This window comes from Streptomyces sp. NPDC046909, from assembly GCF_040644695.1.
GTDB lineage: Bacteria > Actinomycetota > Actinomycetes > Streptomycetales > Streptomycetaceae > Streptomyces.
In genome coordinates this window covers 290,441-316,402 of sequence record NZ_JBEYXC010000007.1, presented here as the reverse complement: position 1 = coordinate 316,402, position 25,962 = coordinate 290,441, and the positions used below count along the sequence as shown (strand labels likewise).

The 25,962-nt window shown below is 71.2% G+C and carries 23 protein-coding genes and 1 pseudogene; 9 read left to right on the top strand and 15 right to left on the bottom strand.

Annotation, left to right across the window (positions count from 1 at the left end):
• Positions 1 to 396: 396 nt before the first annotated feature.
• Positions 397 to 1,599, top strand: a complete 1,203-nt coding sequence (locus ABZ928_RS25005; RefSeq protein WP_361522978.1) for an amino acid deaminase/aldolase — start codon at positions 397 to 399, stop codon at positions 1,597 to 1,599.
• 33 nt (positions 1,600 to 1,632) lie between these two features.
• Here ABZ928_RS25005 and ABZ928_RS25000 read toward each other — a convergent pair.
• The 4 genes and pseudogenes from ABZ928_RS25000 to ABZ928_RS24985 all read right to left on the bottom strand — a co-directional run bounded on the left by ABZ928_RS25000 (position 1,633) and on the right by ABZ928_RS24985 (position 6,105).
• Positions 1,633 to 2,524: pseudogene (locus ABZ928_RS25000) on the bottom strand (DUF2510 domain-containing protein).
• 28 nt (positions 2,525 to 2,552) lie between these two features.
• Complete coding sequence (locus tag ABZ928_RS24995; protein ID WP_361522976.1) at positions 2,553 to 3,353, bottom strand: 3-oxoacyl-ACP reductase; 801 nt, start codon at positions 3,351 to 3,353, stop codon at positions 2,553 to 2,555.
• Complete coding sequence (locus ABZ928_RS24990; RefSeq protein WP_361522974.1) at positions 3,350 to 4,738, bottom strand: aldehyde dehydrogenase family protein; 1,389 nt, start codon at positions 4,736 to 4,738, stop codon at positions 3,350 to 3,352. The genes ABZ928_RS24995 and ABZ928_RS24990 overlap by 4 nt, the downstream gene beginning before the upstream one ends.
• Positions 4,739 to 4,746: 8 nt before the next feature.
• Positions 4,747 to 6,105 carry a glutamine synthetase family protein gene (locus tag ABZ928_RS24985; protein WP_361522972.1) on the bottom strand — a complete coding sequence of 453 codons (1,359 nt, stop codon included), beginning with the start codon at positions 6,103 to 6,105 and terminating at the stop codon, positions 4,747 to 4,749.
• Between the two features lie 120 nt (positions 6,106 to 6,225).
• Here ABZ928_RS24985 and ABZ928_RS24980 point away from each other — a divergent pair, with 120 nt between their 5' ends.
• Entirely contained in the window at positions 6,226 to 6,960 is a 735-nt protein-coding gene (locus ABZ928_RS24980; protein ID WP_361522969.1) for an FCD domain-containing protein, read from the top strand.
• 93 nt (positions 6,961 to 7,053) lie between these two features.
• Positions 7,054 to 7,746: a gamma-glutamyl-gamma-aminobutyrate hydrolase family protein gene (locus tag ABZ928_RS24975; protein ID WP_361522966.1), complete on the top strand. Its 693-nt coding sequence runs from the start codon at positions 7,054 to 7,056 to the stop codon at positions 7,744 to 7,746.
• An 18-nt stretch (positions 7,747 to 7,764) separates the two neighbouring features.
• Here ABZ928_RS24975 and ABZ928_RS24970 read toward each other — a convergent pair whose 3' ends face one another.
• Complete coding sequence (locus ABZ928_RS24970) at positions 7,765 to 8,721, bottom strand: aminoglycoside phosphotransferase family protein (RefSeq protein ID WP_361522963.1); 957 nt, start codon at positions 8,719 to 8,721, stop codon at positions 7,765 to 7,767.
• A gap of 59 nt (positions 8,722 to 8,780) precedes the next feature.
• On the bottom strand, positions 8,781 to 9,734 hold the full coding sequence (locus ABZ928_RS24965) for a LysR family transcriptional regulator (RefSeq protein ID WP_361522961.1): 954 nt from the start codon (positions 9,732 to 9,734) through the stop codon (positions 8,781 to 8,783).
• 70 nt (positions 9,735 to 9,804) lie between these two features.
• Here ABZ928_RS24965 and ABZ928_RS24960 point away from each other — a divergent pair, with 70 nt between their 5' ends.
• Positions 9,805 to 10,944, top strand: coding sequence for a TDT family transporter (locus ABZ928_RS24960; RefSeq protein ID WP_361522959.1), 1,140 nt, complete (start codon positions 9,805 to 9,807; stop codon positions 10,942 to 10,944).
• Here ABZ928_RS24960 and ABZ928_RS24955 read toward each other — a convergent pair.
• The 4 genes from ABZ928_RS24955 to ABZ928_RS24940 all read right to left on the bottom strand — a co-directional run bounded on the left by ABZ928_RS24955 (position 10,892) and on the right by ABZ928_RS24940 (position 16,171).
• Complete coding sequence (locus ABZ928_RS24955) at positions 10,892 to 11,611, bottom strand: helical backbone metal receptor (protein WP_361522956.1); 720 nt, start codon at positions 11,609 to 11,611, stop codon at positions 10,892 to 10,894. The two genes, ABZ928_RS24960 and ABZ928_RS24955, sit on opposite strands and share 53 nt — an antisense overlap.
• Positions 11,612 to 11,621: 10 nt before the next feature.
• Positions 11,622 to 12,191 carry an XRE family transcriptional regulator gene (locus ABZ928_RS24950; RefSeq protein WP_361522954.1) on the bottom strand — a complete coding sequence of 190 codons (570 nt, stop codon included), beginning with the start codon at positions 12,189 to 12,191 and terminating at the stop codon, positions 11,622 to 11,624.
• 322 nt (positions 12,192 to 12,513) lie between these two features.
• Positions 12,514 to 15,123 carry an ABC transporter permease/substrate binding protein gene (locus ABZ928_RS24945; protein ID WP_361522952.1) on the bottom strand — a complete coding sequence of 870 codons (2,610 nt, stop codon included), beginning with the start codon at positions 15,121 to 15,123 and terminating at the stop codon, positions 12,514 to 12,516.
• Positions 15,116 to 16,171 carry a glycine betaine/L-proline ABC transporter ATP-binding protein gene (locus ABZ928_RS24940; RefSeq protein WP_361522949.1) on the bottom strand — a complete coding sequence of 352 codons (1,056 nt, stop codon included), beginning with the start codon at positions 16,169 to 16,171 and terminating at the stop codon, positions 15,116 to 15,118. The genes ABZ928_RS24945 and ABZ928_RS24940 overlap by 8 nt, the downstream gene beginning before the upstream one ends.
• A 134-nt stretch (positions 16,172 to 16,305) precedes the next feature.
• On the opposite strand from ABZ928_RS24940, the gene ABZ928_RS24935 reads away from it, so the two are divergent.
• The 3 genes from ABZ928_RS24935 to ABZ928_RS24925 all read left to right on the top strand — a co-directional run bounded on the left by ABZ928_RS24935 (position 16,306) and on the right by ABZ928_RS24925 (position 18,637).
• Positions 16,306 to 16,668, top strand: a complete 363-nt coding sequence (locus tag ABZ928_RS24935; RefSeq protein WP_361522947.1) for a hypothetical protein — start codon at positions 16,306 to 16,308, stop codon at positions 16,666 to 16,668.
• Between the two features lie 51 nt (positions 16,669 to 16,719).
• On the top strand, positions 16,720 to 17,649 hold the full coding sequence (locus tag ABZ928_RS24930; protein WP_361523420.1) for a 5'-3' exonuclease: 930 nt from the start codon (positions 16,720 to 16,722) through the stop codon (positions 17,647 to 17,649).
• A gap of 148 nt (positions 17,650 to 17,797) precedes the next feature.
• Positions 17,798 to 18,637, top strand: coding sequence for a siderophore-interacting protein (locus tag ABZ928_RS24925; RefSeq protein WP_361522944.1), 840 nt, complete (start codon positions 17,798 to 17,800; stop codon positions 18,635 to 18,637).
• A 69-nt stretch (positions 18,638 to 18,706) separates the two neighbouring features.
• Here ABZ928_RS24925 and ABZ928_RS24920 read toward each other — a convergent pair whose 3' ends face one another.
• The 3 genes from ABZ928_RS24920 to ABZ928_RS24910 all read right to left on the bottom strand — a co-directional run bounded on the left by ABZ928_RS24920 (position 18,707) and on the right by ABZ928_RS24910 (position 21,297).
• On the bottom strand, positions 18,707 to 19,483 hold the full coding sequence (locus ABZ928_RS24920; RefSeq protein ID WP_361522942.1) for an ABC transporter permease: 777 nt from the start codon (positions 19,481 to 19,483) through the stop codon (positions 18,707 to 18,709).
• Positions 19,480 to 20,505, bottom strand: coding sequence for an ATP-binding cassette domain-containing protein (locus ABZ928_RS24915; RefSeq protein WP_361522939.1), 1,026 nt, complete (start codon positions 20,503 to 20,505; stop codon positions 19,480 to 19,482). Before ABZ928_RS24915 ends, ABZ928_RS24920 begins: the two co-directional genes overlap by 4 nt.
• Positions 20,506 to 20,670: 165 nt before the next feature.
• Positions 20,671 to 21,297: a PadR family transcriptional regulator gene (locus tag ABZ928_RS24910; protein WP_361522936.1), complete on the bottom strand. Its 627-nt coding sequence runs from the start codon at positions 21,295 to 21,297 to the stop codon at positions 20,671 to 20,673.
• 224 nt (positions 21,298 to 21,521) lie between these two features.
• Between ABZ928_RS24910 and ABZ928_RS24905 the strand changes: the two genes are divergently transcribed.
• Entirely contained in the window at positions 21,522 to 23,066 is a 1,545-nt protein-coding gene (locus ABZ928_RS24905) for an amino acid permease (RefSeq protein WP_361522933.1), read from the top strand.
• Positions 23,067 to 23,084: 18 nt separating this feature from the next.
• Here the strand turns inward: ABZ928_RS24905 and ABZ928_RS24900 are convergent, their stop codons facing one another.
• A complete protein-coding gene (locus ABZ928_RS24900; RefSeq protein ID WP_361522930.1) occupies positions 23,085 to 23,411 on the bottom strand; it encodes a hypothetical protein in 327 nt (108 codons plus the stop codon).
• Between the two features lie 98 nt (positions 23,412 to 23,509).
• Here ABZ928_RS24900 and ABZ928_RS24895 point away from each other — a divergent pair, with 98 nt between their 5' ends.
• Positions 23,510 to 24,457: an RluA family pseudouridine synthase gene (locus ABZ928_RS24895; protein WP_361522927.1), complete on the top strand. Its 948-nt coding sequence runs from the start codon at positions 23,510 to 23,512 to the stop codon at positions 24,455 to 24,457.
• On the opposite strand, the gene ABZ928_RS24890 is transcribed toward ABZ928_RS24895, so the two are convergent.
• On the bottom strand, positions 24,451 to 25,941 hold the full coding sequence (locus ABZ928_RS24890; protein ID WP_361522924.1) for a cytochrome P450: 1,491 nt from the start codon (positions 25,939 to 25,941) through the stop codon (positions 24,451 to 24,453). The genes ABZ928_RS24895 and ABZ928_RS24890 overlap by 7 nt on opposite strands.
• Positions 25,942 to 25,962 lie beyond the last annotated feature (21 nt).

Here is a 25,962-nt window from a genome sequence, read left to right as displayed (position 1 = left end):
CGACTGGCACGTGTCCGTTCGAGGCGGCGTCGCCGGTCCGAGCGGGGGTGGGCTTGTCCGAGGCGGGTTCCGGGGGCGTTGCCGGCTTCTCCGGTGTACCCGGGGTCGGGGCGGGCCCGTCGGTTCCCGCCCTCGGGGGCTCCGTGGGGCGTGGGGGGATGGAGGCGTGCCGCGCTTCCGTGCTCATGCGCCCCCCGTTTCCCTTTGTGCCCGGGTCCGTCGTCGTGCCCGCACGACGACGTCGGCATCCCCTGGTCGGGGCCCCTGCCGTCCTCACGTGCGTGCGCGTCACTCTACGGGTTGTCCCCGGTCGGACGGGAACCAGTCCACGAGCCCGGGGCTTTAGCCCGGAACGTCCCCCTACCCTGCGGTAATCCTGTCTGGCAGGCTTCGTTCATGACTGCGCGCGCCGCCGACCGGGCCCGTTACGACCGGGCCACCGCCCACCTCGACGCCCCACTCGCGATCGTGGATCTGGACGCCTTCGACGCCAACGCGGACGATCTCGTCCGCCGGGCCGGGGGCAAACCGATCCGGGTCGCCAGCAAGTCCGTGCGCTGCCGGACCCTGCTGGAGCGGGTGCTGGCGAAGGAGGGGTTCGCGGGGATCATGTCCTTCACCCTCGCCGAGTCCCTGTGGCTGGCCCGCTCCGGCTTCGACGACGTCCTGCTCGCCTACCCGTCCGCGGACACCGCCGGTTTCGCCGAGCTGACCTCCGACCCGAAGCTCGCCGCCGCCGTCTCCGTGATGGTCGACGATGTCGCGCAGCTCGACCTGATCGAGCGGGCCCGTGACGGCGGCAGTGAAGTGGTGCGCGTGTGCCTGGAGTTGGACACCTCGCTCAAGCTCCTCGGCGGCCGGTTCCGCGTCGGCGCCCGCCGTTCCCCGCTGCACTCCCCCGCCCAGGTCGCCGACCTCGCGCGCGCGGTCGCTCGGCGGCCCGGGTTCAAGGTCGTCGGGATCATGGCGTACGAGGGTCATATCGCCGGTGTGGGCGACTCCGTCGCCGGGCGTCCGTTCCGGTCGCGTGCCGTCCGGCTGATGCAGGCGACGGCCCGTAAGGAGCTCGCCGAGCGGCGGGCGGAAGTGGTGCGTGCGGTGCGGGCCGTCGTGCCCGACCTGGAGTTCGTCAACGGTGGTGGCACCGGCAGTGTGCAGACGACCGCCGCGGAGGACGCCGTCACCGAGATCGGGGCCGGGTCGGGACTGTACGTGCCGCGGCTGTTCGACAACTACACGTCTTTCAGCGGGCGTCCGGCCGCGCTCTTCGCCCAGCCGGTCGTACGGCGTCCCGGTGTCGGTGTCGTCACCGTGCTCGGCGGCGGCTATCCCGCCTCCGGTGCCCCCGGTCCCGACCGGCTCCCCGTGCCCTACCTTCCCGAGGGGCTGAAGTACGACCCCCAGGAGGGGCCCGGCGAGGTGCAGACTCCGCTGCTCGGCTCCCCCGCCGACGATCTCCTCCTCGGCGACAAGGTGTGGTTCCGGCACGCCAAGGCCGGTGAGCTGTGCGAGCGGTTCGACGTGCTGCATCTGATCGAGGGGGACGCCGTGACGGCGACCGTCCCGACGTATCGCGGCGAGGGTCGGACGTTCCTGTAGGCGCTCCCGTAGGCGTTCTTGTGGACCTGTGGGTCAGTGCGTCGGGCCGACGCTGCTGCCCACCCCACCGCCGGAGTCGGCCGTGCCGCCGGTGGACCGGATGCCCTTGGTGATCCGGTCCATGTCGGCGAGCGGCGGCCCGTCCTCGCCCGCGTCGAAGACGTACCGGACGATGACCGGGGACTCGGTGCCGACGCTGGACTGGAAGGCGAGGGACTGGACGTAACCGCCGGGTCCCTCGGCCGTCTTGACGCGCCAGCGGACGAAATACCCGGCGCGGCCCGCCACCGCGACCGGCCCGGACTTCACGAGCTGGTGGGACTCGATGCCGCCGAAGGGCCGCTTTCCGACGAGGTCGCGGTCGTAGGCGGCGTCGGCGGCGTCGGAGATGTCCGCCTCGGCGAGGGCCCGCGGGGAGGTCTCGGCGTTGTCGGTCACCGTGCGGGAGATGACAAGGCCGTGCCGGCACAGGCCCGGGTCGCCGGGGCAGTCGTAGGTGCCGTCGGTGCTCATGAGGACGTCGTCGTCCACGGACCCAGCCGTCGAGCAGGGGCACGGTGATGCCGTTGAGCTGGTCCTCCACGACGGACGAGTCCCCGACCGGCGGGGTGGGTTCGGGCGTCTCGCTCGTCGGGGCGAAGGTCGGGGTGATGGACTCGGCGGGGGCGGTGGCCGTGGCCGTGTCGGCGTCCGCGCTCCCATCCTCGCGCAGCACCAGCGCGCCCGTCACGATCGCGGCGACCAGGACGGCCCCGGCGGTGGTGAGGGCGATCACCTTCGGGCGCCCCGCGGGCTCCGGCGCCGAGGGCACCGGCGGGCCCGCGGGTGCGGGCTCGCGCCGGTGCTCGGTCCAGGCGGTGCCGTCCCACCAGCGCTCCAGATGCGGGTGCTTGGGGTCGCGGTACCAGCCGGGCGGGGGCGTCATGCTCATCCCGGCACTCTAGGCCGGAGGGCTACAGCGGCGTCACGTAAGCCCCGGAGATTCCGCCGTCCACCAGGAAGTCGCTGGCGTTGACGAACGAGGAGTCGTCGCTGGCCAGGAAGGCGACGGCGGCGGCGATCTCCTCGGCCTCGGCGAACCGGCCGAGCGGGATGTGGACGAGGCGGCGGGCGGCGCGCTCGGGGTCCTTGGCGAACAGCTCCTGGAGCAGGGGGGTGTTGACCGGGCCCGGGCAGAGGGCGTTCACGCGGATGCCCTCCCGCGCGAACTGCACGCCCAGTTCACGGGACATGGCGAGGACACCGCCCTTGGACGCCGTGTACGAGATCTGACTCGTCGCCGCGCCCATCCGTGCCACGAAGGACGCCGTGTTGATGATCGAGCCCTTGCCCTGGCGCCGCATGTAGGGGATCGCGGCCTTGCAGCACAGGTAGACGGAGGTGAGGTTGACCTCCTGGACGCGCTTCCAGGCCTCAAGTCCCGTGTCCAGGATGGAGTCGTCGTCCGGCGGGGAGATGCCCGCGTTGTTGAAGGCGATGTCGACGCTGCCGTAGGTGTCGTACGCCGTCTTGAACAGCGCCTCGACCTGCTCGGCGTCGGTGACGTCGACCTTCACGAAGATCCCGCCGACCTCCTCGGCGGCCGCCTTGCCGCGCTGCTCGTCGACGTCGCCGCAGACGATGTGCGCGCCCTCGGAGGCGAGCCGGCGGGCGGTGGCGAGGCCGATGCCGCTGCCGGCGCCGGTGATGACGGCCGTACGGCCGACGAGGCGACGGCAGACGATCTCTTCGGTGGATGGGGTCGATGCGGTCACTGTGCGGGGCCCTCCGTGCTGGTGGCGACGTTGCTGATGAAGACGTTCTTGGTCTCGGTGAAGGCGGCCAGGGCGTCCGGGCCGAGCTCGCGGCCGACTCCGGACTGCTTGTAGCCGCCGAAGGGGGTCCAATAGCGGACGCTGGAGTGGGAGTTGACGGACAGGTTCCCGGCCCGGACGCCCTGGGAGACGCGGAGCGCGCGGCCCACGTCCCTAGTCCAGATGGAGCCGGAGAGGCCGTACGGGGTGTCGTTGGCGAGGCGGATGGCGTCCTCCTCGTCGGTGAAGGGCAGGAGTACGGCGACCGGACCGAAGATCTCCTCCCGGGCCGCCTCGGAGTCGTGCCGCTCCCCGGTGAGGACGGTCGGCGGGAACCAGAAGCCGGGCCCCTCGGGCGCGCTGCCGCGCAGGGCGGGGGCGTCGTCCGGCACGAACGACCGTACGCGGTCCAGTTGCTGACGGGAGATCAGCGGTCCCATCTGGGTCTTCTCGTCGGCCGGGTCGCCCACGACCACGGCGGCCAGCGCGTCGGCGAGCAGCTCGCGGACCTCGTCGTACACCGACTCCTGGACCAGGATGCGGGTGCGTGCGCAGCAGTCCTGGCCGGCGTTGTCGAGGAAGGAGAACGGGTCGACGGCCGTCTTGAGATCGGCGTCGGCGAAGACGATGTTGGGGCTCTTGCCGCCGAGTTCGAGGGTGACCGGCTTGACCTGGTCGGCGCAGAGGGCCATGACGCGCTTGCCGGTCCGGGTGGAGCCGGTGAAGACGACCTTGGCGATGCCGGGCTGCCGCACGAGGGACTCGCCCGCGATGTGACCGAGTCCCGGCACCACCTGGAAGAGGTTCTCCGGGAGCCCTGCCTCCAGGGCGAGTTCGGCGAGCCGGAGTGCGGTCAGGGGGGTCGTCTCGGCGGGCTTGAGGACGACGGCGTTGCCCGCGGCGAGGGCGGGGGCCGTGCCCCAGGCCGCGATCGGCATGGGGAAGTTCCAGGGGGCGATGACGCCGATGACGCCGAGCGGTTCGAGGAAGGTGACGTCGAGGCCGCCGGGTACCGGGATCTGACGGCCGGTCAAACGCTCCACTCCCCCGGCCGCGTAGTCGAGGAGGTCGCGGACGTTGCCCGCCTCCCAGCGGGCGTTGCCGATGGTGTGGCCGGCCTCGCGGACCTCCAACTGGGCGAGTTCCTCCAGGTGTTCGTCCACGACGACGGCGAACCGGCGCAGCAGCCGGGCCCGGTCGGCGGGTGCGACGGCGGCCCATTTGCGCTGGGCGAGGCCGGCCCGGTGGACGGCGGCGTTCACGTCCTGCTCGACAGCGCCCGGGACGGTGGCGATCACCTCCTCCGTCGCGGGGTTGAGGATGTCCAGTTCGTACAGTTGCGACAAGAGATGCCTCACATGCGTTCGAAGGAGCGGCGCAGCTCCCAGTCGGTCACCGCGGCGTCGAAGGCGTCCAGTTCGACCCGTGCCATGTTGCGGTAGTGGGCGACGACCTCGTCACCGAAGGCGGCCTTGGCGATGGGGCTGTTCTCCCAGAGCTCGGCGGCCTCGCGGAGGGTGGTCGGGACGTGCTCGTACTCGCCGGTGTAGGCGTTGCCCAGGCAGGCCTCGGGCAGCTCCAGCTTCTGCTCGATGCCATAGAGCCCGGCCGCGACCAGTCCGGCGACGGCGAGGTGCGGGTTGACGTCACCGCCGGGGAGCCGGTTCTCGAACCGCATCGAGCGGCCGTGGCCGACCACGCGGAGGGCGCAGGTGCGGTTGTCGTGCCCCCAGGCGACGGCGGTCGGCGCGAAGGAGCCGGGCTGGAAGCGCTTGTACGAGTTGATGTTGGGCGCGTAGAGGAGCGAGAAGTCCCTCAGGGCGGCCAGCTGCCCGGCGAGGAAGTGCCGCATGACCTCGGACATGCCGCCGTTACCGGCCATGGCGTTGTTGCCGGCCGCGTCGGCGAGCGAGAGGTGGATGTGGCAGGAGTTGCCCTCGCGCTCGTTGTACTTGGCCATGAAGGTCAGCGAGACGCCCTCCTGGGCGGCGATCTCCTTGGCGCCGGTCTTGTAGATGGCGTGCTGGTCGCAGGTGACGAGCGCCTCGTCGTACTTGAAGGCGATCTCGTGCTGGCCGGGGTTGCACTCGCCCTTGGCGGACTCGACGGTGAGCCCGGCGGCCGCCATGTCGTTGCGGATACGGCGGAGCAGCGGCTCGATACGGCCGGTCCCGAGCACCGAGTAGTCGATGTTGTACTGGTTGGCCGGGGTGAGCCCTCTGTAGTGGGCGTCCCAGGCCTGTTCGTAGGTGTCCTTGAAGACGATGAACTCCAGCTCGGTGCCGACCTGGGCGGTGTAGCCGAGCTCGGCGAGACGCTCCAGCTGGCGGCGGAGGATCTGGCGGGGCGCGGCGACGACCGGGGAGCCGTCGTTCCAGGCGAGGTCGGCGATGAGCAGGGCGGTGCCGGCGTTCCAGGGCACGCGGCGGAGGGTGGAGAGGTCGGGGTGCATGGCGAAGTCGCCGTACCCCCGGTCCCACGACGACATGGCGTACCCCTCGACGGTGTTCATCTCGGCGTCGACGGCGAGGAGGTAGTTGCAGCCCTCGGTGCCGTGGTGGAGTACCTCGTCGAGGAAGAAACGGGCGGCGAACCGCTTGCCCTGGAGCCGCCCTTGCATGTCGGGGAAGGCCAGGACGACAGTGTCGATCTCACCGCTCGCGACGAGGGCGTGCAGCTCCTCGACGCTGAGCGGGGGTGTGCGGTCTGCCACGGGAGAGCTCCTTCGGCATCTGCGCATTTCGTCTGCGCATGTCGATTGCGCGTTTTACGGCCGGGCCGGAAGCCATAAGGTATTGCGGAGAACCATTGCTTGGGAAGGGGGTACGGCGGGATGTCGCTGGATCCGGAGGGCGATCTGGAGGACCGGTTGACGCCGGTACTGCGGGCGGTGCGGGCGGGCAACGGCTTCGAGGAGGCGCTGGAGCAGATCCTCCAGGTCGTACGGCTGGGCCTGGTGCCGGGGGGCGAGCGGCTGCCGGCCGAGCGGGAGCTGGCGGAGCGGCTCGGGATCAGCCGGGTGACGCTGCGCGAGGTCCTGAAGGTGCTCCAGGACCAGGGGCTCGTGGAGTCGCGGCGCGGGCGGTACGGGGGCACGTTCGTGCTGCCGCGCGCGGACGCGGGCGGTGAGGACGAGCTGCGGCGGCGGATCGCCGAGGTCGACATCGAGGACGTACTGCGGTTCCGCGAGGTCCTCGAGGTGGGGGCGGCGGGGCTGTGCGCGGCGCACGGGCTGACGGACGAGCAGGCGGAGCGGCTGCGGGAGGCACTGGCCCGTACGCAGGACGCTCCGCTGGCGGACTACCGGCGCCTGGACACCATGCTCCACCTGACGCTGGCCGAACTGTGCGGCTCGCCCACGCTCACGGCCCAGTACGCGGCGGTACGGGCGTCGGTGAACGACCTGCTGGACTGCATCCCGCTGCTGGTGCGCAACCTCGAACACTCCCAGCGCCAGCACAGCGCACTGGTGGAGGCGGTCCTCGACGGGGACGCGGACGGGGCGCGGGAGATGATGCGGGAGCACTGCGCGGGGACGGCGGCACTGCTCAGGGGGTTCCTGGCGTAGGGGGATGCCTGCCGGATTCCCGGCAGGCCTTGATTTCGATGCCTCGCCTCGACAAAGGTATGGAAACAATCCTTTGCCGGACCGGGAGGGCGCATGGCGGGCAGGCCGCTGATCGGCATCAGTACGTATCTGGAGGCCGGGGCGCGCTGGGGCGCGTGGGAGCTGGAGGCGGCGCTGCTGCCCGCCGGGTATCCGCGGCTCGTGCAGCGGGCGGGCGGACTGGCCGCGATGCTGCCGCCGGACGGCCCCGAGCTCGCCGCCGCGACCGTGGCCCGCCTCGACGGCCTGGTCATCGCGGGCGGCCCGGACGTCGAGCCGGTCCACTACGGCGCCGAGCCCGGCCCCCGCACCGGTCCCCCGGCCCGGGAGCGCGACGCCTGGGAACTCGCCCTCATCGACGCCGCCCTCGCCGCGGGCATCCCCCTGCTCGGGATCTGCCGGGGCATGCAACTGCTGAACGTCGCCCTCGGCGGCACCCTCGTCCAGCACATCGACGGCCACGCGGAGGTCGTCGGCGTCTTCGGCCGGCACACGGTGAAGCCCGTGCCGGGGACGTTGTACGCCGGGGTCGTACCGGACGAGTCCTCCGTACCGACCTACCACCATCAGGCCGTGGACCGTCTCGGCGCCGGCCTGGCGATCTCGGCGTACGCGGCGGACGGGACGGTGGAGGCGGTGGAACTGCCTACGGCGGACTGGGTGTTGGGGGTGCAGTGGCATCCCGAGATGGGCGAGGATCTGCGGGTGGTGCGGGCGTTGGTGGAGGCGGCGGGGGCGGAGAGCTGAGGACCGGCGGCCGGGGCGTCACCCTGTGCGGCTTCTGAGCCAGGCCAACGCCGCCTCTCCCTGGGCGCGTTGGAAGGCGCGGACCGTGGGGATGCCCGGGGGCGGCGGCTGGAGCGACTGGCTGACGAAGTAGCCGGCGAGGCCCGCCAGGGCGGCGGTGACGGCGTCCGGGTCGGCTGCGCGGCCCAGGGGGTGCCCGGTGAAGAGCTCCTCGGGGTCCGGGCCGCCCTGGGCGGTGACGCACGGGAGCATGAGCAGCAGGTCGAGCCAGGGGGCGCCACGGGTGACGTGCGGCCAGTCGACGAAGACGACGCGGTCGTCGTCGGTGAGCAGCATGTTGTCGGCGCGGAGGTCGCCGTGGGCGAGGGTGTCGCCGGAGACGGCCTCCGGCCAGGGGGCGGCGAGTTCGGCGAGGCGGGGGAGGTGGGCGGCGGTCCGGTCGTCGAGGCGGGCGACGAGGCCGGGGTGCTCCAGGAGACGCTGCCAGCCGTCGAAGTCGCCGGTGAGGGAGTCCTCGGCGCGGGGGGCGTCCGCGACGGGGGACGGGGTGAGGGCGTGGGCCAGGTCCGTCACGGCACTGAGGACGCGGGTCAACTCCTCTTGCCGCCACGGGATGCGGGGCTGGCGTCCGGGCACGTCCTCGAAGACCAGGACCGCCCAGGTGCCGTCGTCGTAGGTACCGAGGAGGCGGGGGGCCGGGACGGTGGGTGGGAGAGCGGCGGCGTAACGGGCCTCGCGGCGGTGGAATTTGGGACTGGTGGGGTTGGTGTGTGCGCTGACCGCCTTGACGAAGGCGCGGTGGTCGTGGGTGGTGCGGACGCGGGCGGCGGTGCCCGGGGAGAAGCCGCCGGGTTGGGTGGTGGCGGTGGCGACGGGGGCGCCGAGGATGTCGGCGACGGCGGTGTGGACGTGGGATGGGAGGGCTTCCCAGGGGGTGCGGGTGCCTGTGGCGGGTGGGGCGGTGGGTGGCGGCATGTAGGGCATGGTGCGGGTCGGCTGTGGTCGGGCGCCAAGGGTTTTCGCCCCCGCCGCCCCTACCCCCGCGTCAGCGACAGCAGTTCCCTCGCCGGGCCCACCGGGCGGTGGCCCGTCGGCCAGACCGCTCGCAGGTCGCGGGCCAGGGACACCCCGTCCACCGGTACGCGCACCAGCCGGCGCATCGCCAGCTCCTCCCCCACGGCCAGTTCGCTCAGTACCGCCGGGCCCGCGCCGCTCACCGCCGCCGCCTTCACCGCCGTGGTGGAGGAGAGCTCGATGAGCGGGCGGGCCAGACCGCCCAGCGCCGCGTCCAGGACCTGCCGGGTCCCCGAGCCCTTCTCGCGCAGGATCAGCGGCGTCGCCGCCAACTCCTCGGCCGCCAGCGGGCGTCGGCGCCGGGCCCACGCATGGGCCGGAGCCGTCACGACGATCAGGTGGTCGTGGGCGATGACCACCGAGTCCAGACCGGTCGGCACCGTCAGGCCCTCCACGAAGCCCAGGTCCGCCTCGTCCGACAGCAGTCGCTCCGCCACCGCAGCGGAGTTGCCCGCGAGCAACGACACCGCCGTGTCCGGTCGCCCGGCGCGCAGTGCCAGCAGCCAGCCCGGCAGCAGATACTCCGCGATCGTCATGCTCGCCGCCACCCGCAGCCGGGAGTCCCGTCGGTCGCGCAACGCCTGTGCCCCCGCGTCGAACGCCTCCGCCGCCTCCACGATCCGCCGCGCCCAGTCCGTCACCAACGCGCCCGCGTCCGTCAGACGGGAACCCCTGGGCGAGCGGTCCACCAGTGCCACGCCCAGTTGGCGCTCCATGGAGCGGATTCGGCTGCTGGCCGCCGGCTGGGTGATGCCGATCTCCCGCGCCGCCGCACCGAGGCTGCCCAGCCGCGCCACCGCCAGCAGCAGCTCCAGCGCGCCCAGGTCGGGAACGCGATGCGCCAGCGTGCCCCCGAAAGCCGGGGTCGGAGCCGGGGTCGGAGCCGGGTGAGAATCTGCCTGCCTACCGCTCATAAACCCAGCTTATGCCCTCATAGAAGCGTCGTCCCTGGTGGGAGCCCCGCGACCGCGCGATCGTCTAGGCATGGTCACCGCAGCCCAACCCCTTCTCCCTCGTGCCACCGCACGATCCCCGCGCGCCACAGCCGTCCGTCACCTCGGGCCGAACTGGTACGCCACCGTCATGGGCACCGCGATCGTCGCCACCGCCGGAGCCGGACTGCCGGTCTCCGTCCCCGGTCTGCGCCCTGTCCTCACCGGCGTCTGGGCACTCTCCCTCGCGCTCCTCGTCACCCTGCTCTGCGCCCGCGCCCTGCACTGGGCCCACCATCGCGACCAGGCCCGCGCCCATCTCCTCGACCCGGCGATGGCGCCCTTCTACGGCTGCCTCTCCATGGCCCTGCTGGCCGTCGGCGGCGGTGCGCTCACCCTCGGCGCCGACTGGATCGGCACGCGGACCGCGGTCGCTCTCGACGCCGTGCTGTTCGGCGCCGGGACGGCCATCGGACTCGCGGCCGCCGTCGCCGTCCCGTACCTCATGGCCGTACGCCATCGGATCGAGCCGTCGCAGGCCACCCCCGTGTGGCTGCTGCCGCTCGTCGCGCCCATGGTGTCCGCCGCGCTCGGGCCGCTGCTGGTGCCGCATCTGCCGGCCGGGCAGGCGCGGGAGACGCTGCTGCTCGCGTGTGTGGCGCTGTTCGGGGTGTCCCTGCTCGCGACCCTGCTCATGCTGCCGCTCGTCTTCGGACGGCTGATCACCGGCGGTCCGCTCCCCCTCGTCCTCACCCCGACCCTGTTCCTGGTGCTGGGGCCGCTCGGGCAGTCCACCACCGCCGTCAACAATTTCGCGGACGTCGCGCCCGGTGTCGTACCCACTCCGTACAGCGGCGGCTTCGGGGTCCTCGCGGTCCTCTACGGCGTTCCCGTAATGGGGTTCGCGCTGCTGTGGCTCGCGCTCGCCGTCGCGCATGTCGTGCGGGCGCGGCGGGAGGGCATGGGGTTCGCGATGACGTGGTGGGCGTTCACCTTCCCCGTCGGGACGTGTGTCACGGGGGCGGAGGGCCTGGCCCGCCACACCGGACTGACGGCCTTCCAGGGACTCGCCGTCGTGCTGTACGTCGTTCTCGTCGCCGCCTGGACCACCGTCGCCCTGCACACCGTGCGCGGACTGCTCAGCGGTGCGCTGCTCGCAGGGCCTCGGCCAGTCGCCGCGGCGCTTCGGTGAGGGACGGGCCGTACCAGGTGAGGTGTCTGCCGCTGACCAGGGCGCAGGGCAGGCCGGGGAACGCCTCCGGGCCGTCGTCCGCGGTGAAGCGGTAGGGCTCGTCCGGCAGGATCACCACGTCGGGCGCCGCCGCGCGCAACTCCTCGACCGGGATGCGCGGGTAGCGCTCGGCGTGGGCCGCGTACACGTGGTCCACGCCCAGGCGGGCGAGGACGTCTCCCGCGAAGGTGTCCCGGCCCAGCACCATCCAGGGGCGGCGCCAGATCGGTACGACCGCCGTGGTGCGGTACGACGGTTCCGGGAGCGCCGACCACACCGACTCCGCCTCCTCCAGCCAGCGGGGCGCGGCCCGGGCGCCGCAGGCCGCGAGGACCCGGGCCAATTCCGTGAACGCCTGCGGGACGGTCCGCACCTCCGTCACCAGGACCTCCACGCCCGCCTCGCGGAGAGCGGCCAGGTCCGGCTCGCGGTTCTCCTCCTCGTTGGCGATCACCAGGTCGGGGGCGAGGGCGAGGACGCGCTCGGTCCTGGGGTTCTTGGTGCCGCCCACGCGCGCGACGCCGAGGTCCGCCGGGTGGGTGCACCAGTCCGTGGCGCCGACCAAGGCGCCGGGGAGAGTGCGGGCCACCGCCTCCGTGAGCGACGGGACGAGGGACACCACCCTCACGGCGTCGGCCTCACCTGCGCGGCCGGTCCTGGACCGCCTCGATGTGTTCGGCGACCGCGACCACGACCACCCGGGTGTCGGACACCGTCGCCCGCCACCGGTGCCGTACCCCGCCGGTGAGGTAGAGGGTGTCGCCGCGGCCGAGCCGGTACGCCCGGCCCTCCGCCTCGATCTCCACCGCGCCGTCAGCCACGTACATCAACTGGTCGTTGCGGTACTGGAATTCACGGCCCGCGTCATGGTCGCCGGTGAACTCCTGGGCGTGCATCTGATGGTGACCGCGCACCAGGGAACGCGCCCGGGGCCGGCACTCCGACTCGGGGTCGTCGGCGCGGACGACGTCGACGCTGCACGCCGGGTCGGCGGCGGCGAGGAGTTCCACGGCGGTGGTGCGCAGGGCGTCGGCGACCTTCTCCAGGGAGCTCTGGCTGGGGCGGGCCCGTTCGTTCTCGATCTGGCTCAGGAAGGGGACGGACAGGCCGCTGCGTTCGGCCACGACGGCGAGGGTGAGCTCCAGCGCGCGGCGTCGCCGCCTGACGGCCGCGCCCACCCGCAGGGGCTGTTCTTTGTGGTCGCCCATCGCTCCGGCTCCCTCCTTCGCTCGTCGGTCCGTTCACACTTTCTGAAGGTGTCTCCGGAGAACTCCCTGAAGAACTCTCTGAAGAGTTGTCTGCACCCTACGCATGTTCGGCAAACCGTTTCATGCGCCCGTCACATTGCCGTAAACCCCGGGCGGGCCTTCTCGCCAACTCCGGCCAGTAGATCAGCTCCCGGCTCCGGCCGTCCGGGGTTTCCGCCGTCAGGACGAACCCGCTGACCACGACCGCCCCCTGAGGCTCAGGGGGCGGCATAGCTCTATGTGGTTGTCCGGATCCTTTTCATGGATCGCGCACGGATGGCGGCTACCCCGCTGTCATCCGTTCCGCCACGTCCGGATGTCCCTTCAGCCACGCGGCAACGGCCTCCTCCTCGTGGCCCTGGCCCCGCTGGTTGATCTCGGCCTCCAGCGAGCCGAGCTCGTCCTCGCTCATCCTGAAGTTCTTGATCCACTTCGTGAGCTGCGGATACTGCCCGGGGAACTTCTCGTTGGCGATGGTCCGGATCGTGTTGCCCTCGCCGAAGAGCTTCTTGCCGTCCTTCAGCTTGGTGAGGTCGTACTGGCTGTACGCCCAGTGCGGCGACCAGAGCACGACGGCCACGGGCTGCTTCTTGGCGTACGCGCGCTTCAGCTCGGCGAGCATCGCGGGCGTGGAGCCGTCGACGACGTCGTACTCCTTGTCGAGGCCGTAGCCCGGCAGGACCTTCTTCTTGAGGAGGTTCATCTCGCCGGTGCCGGGTTCGATGCCGATGATCCTGCCGTCGAAGAGGTCGGCCTTGCCCTTGAGGTCCTCGTAGGACTTGACGCCCTTGACGTAGGACGGGACGGCGACCTCCAGGGACGTGGGCTCGTACCAGGTGCCGAGGTCGGCGAGTCTGTCCTTGTTCTTGTCCCAATAATTCGCCTGCGCGTACGGCAGCCAGGCGTCGAAGTTGAGGTCCAGGTCTCCGGAGGCGAGGCCGGTGTAGACCGGACCGACGTCCATCTGCTTGAGGTTCAGCTGGTAGCCGCGGCGCTCCAGGACGTGCTTCCACAGGTACGTGACCGCGATGTCCTCGTCCCAGGGGAACCAGGCCACGTCGACGGGGTTCTCGGCCTCGGCGGGGGTGGCGGAGTCGGCGACCGGGGCCAGCTTGTCGACCACGCCCGGGTTGGCCTTCAGCCAGGTGCGTACGGCGTCCTGCTGCTTGCCCTTGCCCGCCTTGTTGATCTCGGCTTCCAGGCCGGTGAGCTGCTTCTCGCTCATCTTGAAGTTCTTCAGCCACCGGGCGACGACCGGGTCGTCGTCGGCGAAGCCCTTGCGGGACACCGTGTGCACGCCGTCACCCTTGCCCCAGGCGCCCTTCGGGTCCTTGAGCTTCTTCAGGTCGTAGTCGCTGTACGCCCAGTGCGGCGACCACAGGGTGACGACGATCGGTTCCTTCTTGCTGTACGCCCGCTTCAGCTCGGCCAGCATCGCGGGCGTGGAGCTGTCGACGACCTTGTACTCCTGGTCGAGGCCGTATTCCTTGAGGACCTTGCTCTTCAGCAGGCCCATCATCCCGGCGCTGGACTCGATGCCGGTGATCTTCCCGCCGAAGTCGGCCGCCCTGCCCTTGAGGTCGTCCAGCGAATCGACGTCCTTCATGTACGACGGGACGCTCAGCTCCAGCGAGGTCGGGCCGTACCAGGAGCCCAGGTCGTCCAGCTGGTCGCCGTACTTCTTCCAGTACTCGGCGTGGGTGGTCGGCAGCCAGGCGTCGGTCTGGAAGTCGACGTTTCCGGAGGCGAGGGAGGTGTAGAGCGGGCCGGCGTCGAGCTGCTTGGCCTCGACCTCGTAGCCCCGCTGCTCCAGGATCTCCTTCCAGAGGAAGGTGGAGGCGACGCCCTCGTCCCAGGGGATGTAGCCGATGCTGACCTTCTTGCCCTGGCCGACGTTCTCACCCGCCGGGGTGGTGCTGTCGCTGCCGCCGCCGAACATGCCCATGCCGCCCGCGACCAGGGCGAGGACGACCACGCCGATGACCGCGACCTGCGGACGGGGCCGGTACGACCAGATCTTCAGGCCGCCGCGGGCGGCGCGGGCCCTGGCGGCGGCGCGGCGGCCCAGCGGGGAGACCTGGACGCCCAGGGCGCTCGTCATGCGGTCGAGGTAGATCGCGAGGATGACGATGGCGACGCCCGCCTCGGAGCCGAGGCCGACGTCGAGCTGGCCGATGGCCTCGTTGACGCGGCCGCCGAGGCCGCCGGTGCCGACCATGCCGGCGATCGCGGCCATGGACAGGCCGAGCATGATGACCTGGTTGACGCCCGCCATGACGGTGGGCAGGGCGAGCGGGAGCTGGACGCGCAGGAGGGTGTCCCTGGGAGTCGTGCCGAACGCCTCGGCCGCCTCGACCAGTTCCTTGTCGACCTGGCGGATGCCCAGCTCGGTCATGCGCACACCGGGGGCGAGCGCGAAGATCAGGGTGGCGACGATGCCCGCGGAGGCGCCGGTGCCGAAGAAGAGGATCGCCGGAATGAGGTAGATCATCGCGGGCAGCGTCTGCATGAAGTCCAGCACGGGGCGGACCAGTCCGCTGACGCGGTCGGAGCGGGCCGCCCAGATGCCGACCGGCACCGAGATCACGAGGGCGATGATCGTGGCGACCAGGACGAGCGAGAGGGTCACCATCGCGTCGTCCCACAGTTCGAGGGAGTCGATGAAGGCGAAGCCCGCGAAGGTGAGGACTCCGGCCGTCGTGCCGCGCAGCCAGAACGCGATGACGGCGAAGATGCCCGCCAGGAGCAGGGGTTCGGGCGCCTGGAGGACGGCGTCGATGCCGTCGTAGGTGCCGGTGAAGACGGTCTTGAGGAAGTCGAAGAACCAGGCCATGTGGCCGAGCAGCCAGTCGACGGTGTCGTTGACCCAGTCGCCGAGCGGGATCCTAGGCATGCGCGGCCTCCCGGTCCTGCTCGCCGAGGAAGCCGATCAGGCGCTGCGCGGGGACCACTCCGACGAGTTTGCGTTTGTCGTCGAGGACGGCGACGGGGTGGGTCAGACGGGCGCTGACGGCACAGAGTTCGGCGAACGTGGTGTCGGGGCTCACGGTCTCGCAGCCGCTCACGCATCCGCAGTCGGCCTCGTCGCCGCGTACGTCCGTGTCCATGACGGCGGACGCGGTGAGCACGCGGGAGCGGTCGACGTCCCGGGTGAAGGAGGCGACGTAGTCGTCGACGGGCCGCACGAGGATGTCCTCGGCGGTGCCGGTCTGCACGATGCGTCCGTCGCGCATGACGGCGATCTGGTCGCCGAGCCGCATGGCCTCGTTGAGGTCGTGGGTGATGAAGACGATGGTCTTCTTCAGGGTCTGCTGGAGCTCCAGGAGCTGGTCCTGCATGTCCCGGCGGATCAGCGGGTCGAGCGCGCTGAAGGACTCGTCCATCAGGAGCAGGTCGGCGTCGGTGGCGAGGGCGCGGGCCAGGCCGACGCGCTGCTGCATACCGCCGGACAGCTCGTCGGGCCAGGACTTCTCCCAGCCCTTGAGACCGCACAGCTCCAGCGCCTCGACGGCCCGCTTGAGCCGCTCGGCCTTGGCGACGCCCTGGACCTCCAGGCCGTACGCCGCGTTCTCCAGGACGCTGCGGTGCGGGAAGAGCGCGAAGTGCTGGAAGACCATGCTGATCTTCTTCGCCCGCACCGCGCGGAGTTCGCGGTCGCCGAGGGCGGTCAGGTCCTGGCCGTCGAAGCGGACGTGTCCGGCGGTCGGTACGAGGAGGCCGTTGAGCATGCGCAGCAGCGTGGACTTGCCGGATCCGGACAGGCCCATGACGACGAAGATCTGGCCCGGCTCCACGGTGAAGGAGGCGTCGACCACCGCGGCGGTCGTGCCGTCGGCGCGCAGCTCCTCCCGGTCGGCTCCGTTACGCAGTCTCTCGACTGCCTCACTCGGTCGTCTGCCGAACACCTTGTAGAGATGTTCGGCCTCTAGCCTGGATGACACGCGTACCTCTTGCGTCGGGGGCGGGGTCAGTGGCGGCGCCTGCCCCCGGCCGACCTGGGCAAACTTTTAAGTGGTTCAGTTCACAACCAGTCCGTAGGATCACCCTCGACGCTTCACATCGATGGGGGACGACTGTGGAACGACCTGACGACCGGCTCGCCTCTTCGCTGCGCTTTCCCACCGAGCTGGTGGCGTGGGTGGCCACGCCGTGGGCGCTGTCCGGGTACTCGTGGGTGCTCGCCGTGCTGTCGGTGGTGGTGCTGATCGGGCTGCCGACCGTGTTCACCACACCGGGCGACAAGCCGCACGGGGTGGTCGCGGTGCCGGGGGTGGTCACGATCCTGCTGGTGCTGCTCCAGATCGTCGCCGCGGTGGTCTCGGCGTGGTGGGCCTGGCCGGTGTGGGCGGCGGTGCCCGTGTCCCTGCTGGCCGCCGCCACTCTCGTCACCGAACAGCCGCGCTGGCGCTGGCTGCTGAGCGGTGCCCGCACCGCATGAGTGCCGTTGCCCGTACGCCATGACAGGTGGCTGTCGGTGCCGTACGGCATGATGCGAGGCGTGACCGGACGACTCATGCTCCTCGACACCGCCTCCCTCTACTTCCGCGCCTACTTCGGCGTCCCGGAGTCCGTGAAGGCCCCGGACGGCACGCCGGTGAACGCCGTGCGCGGGCTGCTGGAATTCATCGACCGCCTGGTCAGGGACCACCGCCCCGATGAGCTGGTGGCCTGCATGGACGCCGACTGGCGTCCCCAGTGGCGGGTCGACCTCATCCCCTCCTACAAGGCACACCGGGTCGCCGAGGAGCACGAGGCCGGGCCGGACGAGGAGGAGGTGCCGGACACCCTGTCGCCGCAGGTGCCGGTCATCGAGGAGGTCCTCGACGCGCTCGGCATCGCGCGCGTGGGCGTCGCGGGCTACGAGGCGGACGACGTGATCGGCACGTTCACCGCGCGGGCGAAGGGCCCGGTCGACATCGTCACGGGCGACCGCGACCTGTACCAGCTGGTCGACGACGAGCGCGGGGTGCGGGTGCTGTACCCGCTCAAGGGCGTCGGCACGCTCCAGCTCACTGACGAGGCGTGGCTGCGCGAGAAGTACGGCGTCGACGGCCGGGGTTATGTGGATCTGGCGCTGCTGCGCGGCGACCCGAGCGACGGTCTGCCGGGGGTGCCCGGCATCGGCGAGAAGACGGCCGCCAAGCTGCTGACGGAGTTCGGCGATCTCGCCGGGATCATGGCGGCGGTCGACGACCTGAAGTCGAAGCTCACGCCCTCGCAGCGCAAGCGCCTCGACGAGTCCCGCCCGTATGTCGCGGTGGCGCCGAAGGTGGTCCGGGTCGCCGACGACGTGCCGCTGCCGGACGTGGACCCGACGCTGCCGCGCGGCCCGCGTGACGCGGCGGCGGTGGAGCGGCTGGGCGCGCGCTGGGGCCTGGGCGGCTCGCTGCAACGGCTGCTGACGACCCTCGCGCCGTAAATCATCTTCTCCGCTGGGCGAATGACCTTCTCATCTGAGGGCAATGGCACTCTCCTATTTGGCTTAATCTTGCCCTCGGACAAGGGGTGTTAAGTAGGGGGGAGATGCTAACTTAGGTAAGCCTAAGCGAAGACGCAGGGAGGCCGCCATGGCAGAACGACCGGGACGCAAGCCGCGGAAGCCGCATTCCGCACAGGTCGTCCGTACCGAGCGGCTGACCCCGCACATGCAGCGCGTGGTCCTCGGCGGTGAGGGGCTCGCCGACTTCTCGGCGGACACCTGCACCGATCACTATGTGAAGCTGCTCTTCCCTTCCGGGGGCGCGACCTATCCCGAGCCCTTCGACATGGAGCGGATCCGCGAGGAGTTCCCGCGCGAGCAGTGGCCGGTGACCCGGACCTACACCGTGCGCCACTGGGACGCCGAACACCGTGAGCTCACCCTGGACTTCGTGGTCCACGGCGACGAGGGCCTCGCCGGTCCCTGGGCGGCGCGGGTGCAGCCGGGCGAGACCGTCCGGTTCATGGGCCCCGGCGGCGCCTACTCCCCCGACCCGACCGCCGACTGGCATCTGCTCGTCGGCGACGAGAGCGCGCTGCCGGCGATCGCCCGCTCCCTGGAGGCGCTGCCAGCCGGGGCCAAGGCGTACGCCTTCGTCGAGGTCTCCGACCCCGACGAGGAGCAGAAGGTCGACTCCGATGTGGAGGTCGTCTGGCTGCACCGCGGGGACCGGCCGGTCGGCGAGGCGCTGACCGAGGCCGTGCGGGCCCTGGAGTTCCCCGAGGGCCGGGTGCACGCCTTCGTCCACGGCGAGGCGCACTTCGTGAAGGAGCTGCGGCAACTGCTGCGCGTCGAGCGCGAGATCTCGCGCGAGGACCTGTCGATCTCCGGTTACTGGCGGCTCGGCCACAACGAGGACGGCTGGCAGGCGTCGAAGCGGGAGTGGAACGCGCGGATCGAGGCGGAGCAGGAGGGTTCGCCCGCCTAGGCAGTTGAGCTGGTCCGGAGGAGGGAGGGCGTCGAGGCGCCCTCCCTCACCGCTGCGCCGACCCCGCCGCTACACCGACCGCTGGTACGACCGGAACGTCCGGATCGACAGCCACACCGCCGCCACTGCCAGCGCCAGCAGCGCACCGCCCCGCAGGAGCACGCCGCCCCAGTCGGGGTCGCCCGACATCGCCGAACGGCCCGCCACCATCGCCCAGTTGAGCGGGTTGAAGTCGGCTATGTGCCGCATCCAGGAGGGCATCTGCGAGGGTGCCATGAAGGCGCTGGACAGGAAGGTGAGCGGCAGCAGCAGGAACGTGTTGATCCCGATGATCGACTCCCGCTCCCGCACCAGCATCCCCAGCGCGTTGGACAGCGCCCCGAAGACGGTGCCGAGCAGCACCGAGGCGAGCACCAGGACCGCGATCCCGGCGACGCCGCCCGGGTAGTCCGCCCCGCCGAGGAGGCCGAGGAGCACGATGATCACCGACTGGGCGGCGGTGACCAGGCCGTTGTTGACGACGTTCCCGTTCATCAGCGCGGCCCGGCTGACCGGGGTGGTCAGGAAGCGGTCGAGGGTGCCGCGCTGGATCTCGTCGAGGGTGGTCATCCCCGCCCACATGTTGGAGCTCAGCGCGCTCATCACCACCACGCCGGGGACGAGGTAGTCGAGGTACGAAGTGGTGCCGAAGCCGCCGAGTTCCACCACCTCGCGGAACAGACTGCCGAAGAGGAACAGCCAGATCACCGGCTGGATCAGGGTGATGATCGCGTACGCGGGCTGCCGTACGAACACCATGAGTTGGCGCTGTGTCATGTACCAGGTCTGGGTGACGGCCGTGCTCATCGGGCACCTCCCGCGAGGGTGAGATCGGCGGTCGCGTCGGACGCCTCGGCGGACTCGGCTTCCGAGTAGCGGCGGCCGGTGTAGCGCAGGTACACGTCGTCGAGCGAGGGGCGGGCCACGGTCGCGGCGGCCACACCGACTCCGGCGCGCTCCAGGGCGCCCAGCAGCGCGGGCATCGCCGCCGCCCCGTCGTCGGCGCGGACGCTGACGCGGTGGCCGTCGGCCAGTACCTCGTGCACGCCCGGGAGTCCGCCGAGGGCGCCCTTGAGCAGCGTACGGCCGGCTTCGCCGAGGGAGGCGCGGAGTTCCATGTGGACGGCGTCGCCACGGAGTTCGCCCTTGAGGGAGTCCGGGGTGCCCTCGACGACGACCCGGCCGCGGTCGACGATGGCGACGCGCTCGGCGAGCCGGTCGGCCTCTTCGAGGTAGTGGGTGGTGAGGAGGATGGTGAGCCCCTCCTCTCCGGCGAGCCGCCCGATCTCGTCCCACATCGCGCCGCGGGCCTCGGGGTCGAGGCCGGTGGTGGGCTCGTCGAGGAAGAGCACCTCGGGGCGGTGCACGAGACCGAGGGCGACGTCGAGGCGGCGTCGCATCCCGCCGGAGTAGCCCTTGACCTGACGGTCCGCCGCGTCGGCGAGGGTGAAGCGGTCGAGGAGCTCGGCCACCCGTGCGTCGAGGGCGGGGCCCTTCAAGCCGTAGAGCCTGCCCTGGAGTCGGAGGTTCTCGCGGCCGGTGGCGCCGGGGTCGGCGCCGGAGTTCTGGGCGACCACGCCGATCGCGCGGCGCACCCGGTCCGGATGCCGCAGCGCGTCGTGCCCGGCGACGGTGGCGGTGCCGGAGTCGGGGCGGGCGAGGGTGGTGAGGATCTTGACGGTGGTGGACTTGCCGGCGCCGTTGGGGCCGAGGAGCCCGAAGACGGTGCCGGGTTCGACGGTGATGTCCATGCCGTTGAGGGCGGTGACATCACCGGGGTAGGTCTTGATCAGTTGACGCGCCTCGACCGCGGGCGCACGGGTGTTCATGACAGGTGCTCTCCTGTGTGAGCGGATGACGGCTGATCCGCCTGAGGGGCACCGGGCTATCCTGGGTGTGCCGCACCTCGATCGCCTGGATGTGCCTCAGGGCGGATTCAGTTCGGGGTTCGAGACCCCGGCAGGGCTGCTGCAACAGCTCGGCCGGGGTATTTCTCATTGCATGAGTTGCGTGAGGTCCTCGGGCACTTCCCCCGTCTCGTGAAGGTGCCGCCACGCGTCCACGCCCGGCAGCGAGCCGTTTCTGATCTCGTCGAGAAAGCCGCGGACCCACTCGGCCTCGGCCTCCACCATGTGGAGCTGGTACTCGTTCTCCACGAGGAAGAGCCGGGGCAGCGTCTCGTACAGCTTCTCCAGTGCGCCCCGGCCGCTCGCGACCTGGACGTCCAGCGCCTTGAGCCGCTCCTCCAGCAGCCGCTCCACCTGGGTGGGGTGCAGTACGCCGAGCAGCGAGAGCGCGGTCTCGAAGATCGGGTACTCCTTGGCCGGGAAGGCGACCAGGTCCGACATCCACTCGGTGGTCTCCTGGCGGCCGGCCGCGGTGATGCCGTAGACCGTGCGCTCGGGCCGGTTGCCCTGCCGCTCCACGTCCGTGACCTCGACGAAGCCGTACTTCTCCAGGTTCTGCACGACGGTGTAGAGCGAGCCGTAATTGATCTTCGTACTGGAGTCCTTGCCCTGTCGGCGCAGGGTCTGGGCGATCTCGTAGGGATGCATCGGTTTCTGCCAGAGCACCGCGAGCACGGCGAGTGCCAAGGGGTTGCGCAGCTTGCGACGCTTCACGGTTTCACCTCGCATCCGAATATCCGTAGCCGAACATATCGCGATCTACGGCGACCCGTCAATAGACACGATGTATCGCGTTTTGACGGGCCGCGCAAGAAGGTGAGGACTTGGGCCCACCTTCGACACGGTCACGTCACGCGGGCGAAACAGCCTCTCCCTAATTTCTGTCGCCCGACAGGAATTACGCGTACGCCCTTACGCCGCCGAAGGCAGGTGCCTCCGTGACGACCACCACCCCGTCCGACGTCCGCCCCGATCCGCCGCACTCCCCCGACGACCGCTCCCTCACCGAGTTCGGCTACCGCCAGGAGCTACACCGCAGCCTGGGCCGGTACGCCTCCTTCGCCGCCGGGTTCTCCTTCATCTCCGTCCTGACCACCGTCTTCCAGTTCTTCGCCTTCGGGTACGCGTTCGGCGGCCCCGTCTTCTTCTGGGCCTGGCCGGCGGTACTGGTCGGGCAGTTGCTGGTGGCGGCCTGCTTCGCGGAGCTGGCGGCGCGCTATCCGATCTCGGGCGCGATCTACCAGTGGTCCTCGCGGCTGTCGAACCTGACCTTCGGCTGGTTCGCGGGCTGGATCATGGTGATCGGGCAGATCGTGGTGGTCGCGGCGGCGGCACTGGCGCTCCAGATGGTGCTGCCGGCGATCTGGTCGGGCTTCCAGCTGATCGGCACCGACGCGGCCCCGACCTCGGCGGACGGCGCGGCCAACGCGGCGCTGCTCGGCGTGTTCCTGCTGGTGCTGACGACACTCGTCAACGTGCTCGACAACCGGGTGATGTCCGTGATCAACCGGGTCGGGGTGACGGCCGAGATCATCGGCGCGGTCCTGATCATCGTCCTGCTGCTGACTCACTCCGAGCGGACCCCGGGCATCACCTTCCACACCGAGGGCGCCGCCCAGGACGGCCTGTTCGGGGCGCTGCTGGTGGGGTCGTTCACGGCGGCGTACGTGATGATCGGCTTCGACAGCGCGGGCGAGATGAGCGAGGAGACGCACCATCCCCGGCGGACCGCGCCCCGCACGATCCTCACGGCGCTGGGCGCGGCGGGTCTGCTGGGCGGGCTGATCGTGCTCGGCGGGCTGCTGGCGGCGCCCAGCCTCACGGACGGGCACCTGGCGGTCGACGGGCTGAGCTACGTCCTCACGAGCAGCCTGGGCGACGGCGTCGGCAAGGTGCTCCTGGCGGACGTGGTCGTGGCGATCGCGGTGGCGACCCTCGCGATCCAGACGGCGGCCTGCCGGATGCTGTTCTCCATGGCCCGTGACGGCCAGCTCCCCTTCGCCGGACGGCTCGCCCGCGTCCACCCGCGCACCGGCATGCCGAACGCGCCCGCCCTGGTGGTCGGCGTGCTCGCCGCGGCCCTGCTGCTGCTCAACTTCGCCTCCCCCGAGGCGTTCCTGGCCATCGGCACGACCTGCATCGTGATGCTGTACCTCGCGTACGCGATGGTCACCGGTCCGCTGCTGGTCCGCCGGCTGCGCGGCGAGTTCAGCTCCGAGGGCACGGACGAGACCGGCGGCAAGCTCTTCTCCCTGGGCCGCTGGGGCGTCCCGGTCAACGCGCTCGCCCTGCTCTACGGCCTGTTCATGACGGTCAACCTGGCCTGGCCACGGGCGGCGGTCTACGACCCGGCGGGCGGGCACTGGTGGTTCCAGTGGTTCACGGTGCTGTTCCTCGCCGTCACGCTCGCCGCGGGCATCGCGTTCCGCGCGTACCGCAAGCGGGATGCGGCACCCGCCGTCGTACCGGAGGCGGCGGGGTAGGCCGGGCGGGCGGGCGGTTCAGTCCCCGAGGGGCCAGTCGGGCCGGAAGCGGGCCACGAACTCGGGGAAGTCCGCGCGCAGATACCGGGGGTCGCGGGGCTTCAGCCGGATCTGCTGCCGGCTGTCGACCCACCAGACCTCGAAGTCCATGACGGTGCCCTCCGCCGGCCAGTCCTCACCCCACTCGGGCAGCAGCAGGACGTCGACTAAGCCGCCCACGGGCAGGCCGACATCCACGAAGATCCCGATCGTGCCGGGGCGGGGCACCTGCACGACCGCGCCCTCGATCACCTGCCCCAGGTGCAGCCCGTCGCGTATCCGAGCCCACTCGGCGTCCGTCACCATGCGGGCATCATCGCAGCGGGGCAGGGGACGCCGGGTGGTGGTTCGGGTATCGGGTGATGCGGTCGCCGCGCCCCCGGACCGCCGTACCCTTGATCCCGATGAGACGCCGTGCCAATCCCCCGCCCTCCCCCCTGCCACAGCGCGACGGGGTGGATCCGGTGCGGGTGCGGCTGCCCGGCGAGGGCGACTGGGCCACCGTGCGGGAGCATCTCGTGGAGCGGCTCCGCGGGGCCGGGGCCGGGGTCGTCGAGGGGATGTTCGCGGCGGGCCGGGTTCTCGGCGTGGACGGCGAGCCGGTGGCGGCCGATGCCGCGTATGTGCCCGGCATGTATGTGTGGTTCCACCGGGAGCTGCCGTACGAGGTGCCCGTGCCGTTCCCGCTGGAGGTGGTGCACCGGGACGAGCACCTCGTCATCGTGGACAAGCCGCACTTCCTGGCAACCATGCCGCGCGGCAGCCATGTCACCGAGACCGCGGTCGCGCGGCTGCGGCGGGAACTCGGCGTACCGCAGCTCGGCGTCGCGCACCGGCTCGACCGGCTGACCGCCGGGCTGCTGATGTTCACGGTGCGGCCCGAGGAGCGGGGCGCCTATCAGACGCTGTTCCGGGACCGGCGGGTACGCAAGGAGTACGAGGCGGTCGCGCCGTACGACGCCTCGCTCGCCCTGCCCCGGACCGTGCGGAGCCGGATCGTCAAGGAGCGCGGGGTGCTGGCGGCGTACGAGGTCGAGGGCGAGCCCAACGCCGTCAGTCACGTCGAACTCATCGACCGGAAGGCCGGGTTGGGGTGGTATCGGCTCACGCCCACCACCGGCCAGACGCATCAGCTGCGCGTCCACATGAACACGCTCGGCGTCCCGATCCTCGGCGATCCGCTGTATCCGGAGGTCGCCCCGCCCGTGCCGGCCGGTGACTTCCGGCGACCGCTCCAACTGCTGGCGCGGTCACTGGAGTTCACCGATCCGGTCACGGGCGTCGAGCACCGGTTCCGGAGCACCCGGGTGCTGGAGGCCTGGGCCGCCTATGACGACTGGGCCGGTCAGTAGCCGCGCCACCACCGCAGGAAGCGGCGCCAGGCGCCCATCGGGCGGACCGGTTCCGGTGTCGGCGCCGGAGCCGGTGGGGGTACGGCGGCGGGCTGCGGCTGGGGTTCCGCCGCGGCGGGGGCCGGCTGCTGCGGCGCCTCCGTACTGACCTGCCAGTCGGGCCGCTGCTGCGGGATCGGGGCATGGCCCGGCTTCTGCATGATGTCCTGCTGCGGCTTGGGCGCGAACCGGACCGGGAGTTCCACCAGGTGGCGGGAGGAGATGGAATGCCGCCACTCCAACTCGTCCTCGTCGCAGTCCAGCTGGACGTCGGGCAGCCGCATGAGCAGCGCGTCGACACCGGTGTCGGCGATGCCACGGGCGATGTCCTGGCCGGGGCATTCGTGCGGGCCGCCGCCGAAGGCGAGGTGGGAGCGGTTGCCCTGCATGTTGGCGTCGAGGTCGGGCCGTACCCGGGGGTCGACGTTGCCCGGCGCGATGCCGAAGAGCAGGCCGTCGCCCTTGCGGATGCGCTGGCCGCCCAACTCGGTGTCCTGCTTGGCGTAGTAGGCGAAGACGGTGCTGAACGGCGGCTCGTCCCACAGGGACTGCTCGACCGCCTGCGGCACGGTCATCTGGCCGCCGTTGAGCTGGGCGCGGAAGCCCGGGTTGGTCAGGACGGCGCGCAGGACGTTGCCGATGAGGTTGACCGTGGCCTCGTAGGCCGCCATGAGGACGAGCCAGATGTGGGTGGTGACCTCGTCGTCGGTGAGCTTCGCCGGGTGCAGGACGAGGTGACTGGCGAAGTCGTCCGCGGGTTCCTTCCGGCGGCGCTGGGCGAGCCCCTGGAGGACGCCCATGACGTACGCCTGGCTGGCGTTGGCGGTCTCGGTGCCCTTGAGGAGGTCGCGGGTGGCCTGGACGAGCCGGTCGTTGTACTCCTCGGGCATGCCGAAGATCTCGCACATGATGGCCATCGGCAGGTGCTCGGCGAACTGGCTGATCAGTTCGGCCTCGCCCTGTTCGCAGAACTCGTTGACCAGGCGCTGGGTGTAGCGGTTGATGTGGCGGCGGATGGAGCGGTAGTCGATGGTCGACATGGCGCCGGTGACCGCGCCGCGCAGCCGCAGGTGTTCGTCTCCCTCGGCGTAGGAGCAGATGGGCGCCCAGGCGATGTGCGGCATCATCGGGTGGTCGGGCTTGACCATGCCCTCGATCTGCGGGGTCCAGATCCGGCTGTCCCGGCAGAAGTGCGAGGGCGTACCGACCAGGTGGAGGTTCTCGGCGTGGCCGAGGACGATCCACATCGGCACGTCGTCGTGGAGCAGCACGGGCGCCACCGGCCCGTGTTCCTCGCGGAGTTGTTCGTAGAGGCCTTCGAGGTCCTCCGCCTCGGGGCCGTACAGCCGGTGCAGCCCGCCGGGGCCGCGGCCGTGGGCGGGGCAGCCCGGGGGTGGGCCGGTCATCGCGTCGGCACCGGTCAGGGAGTGGGATTCAGGCGTCACTGTGGTCGCTCCGAAGTGGAT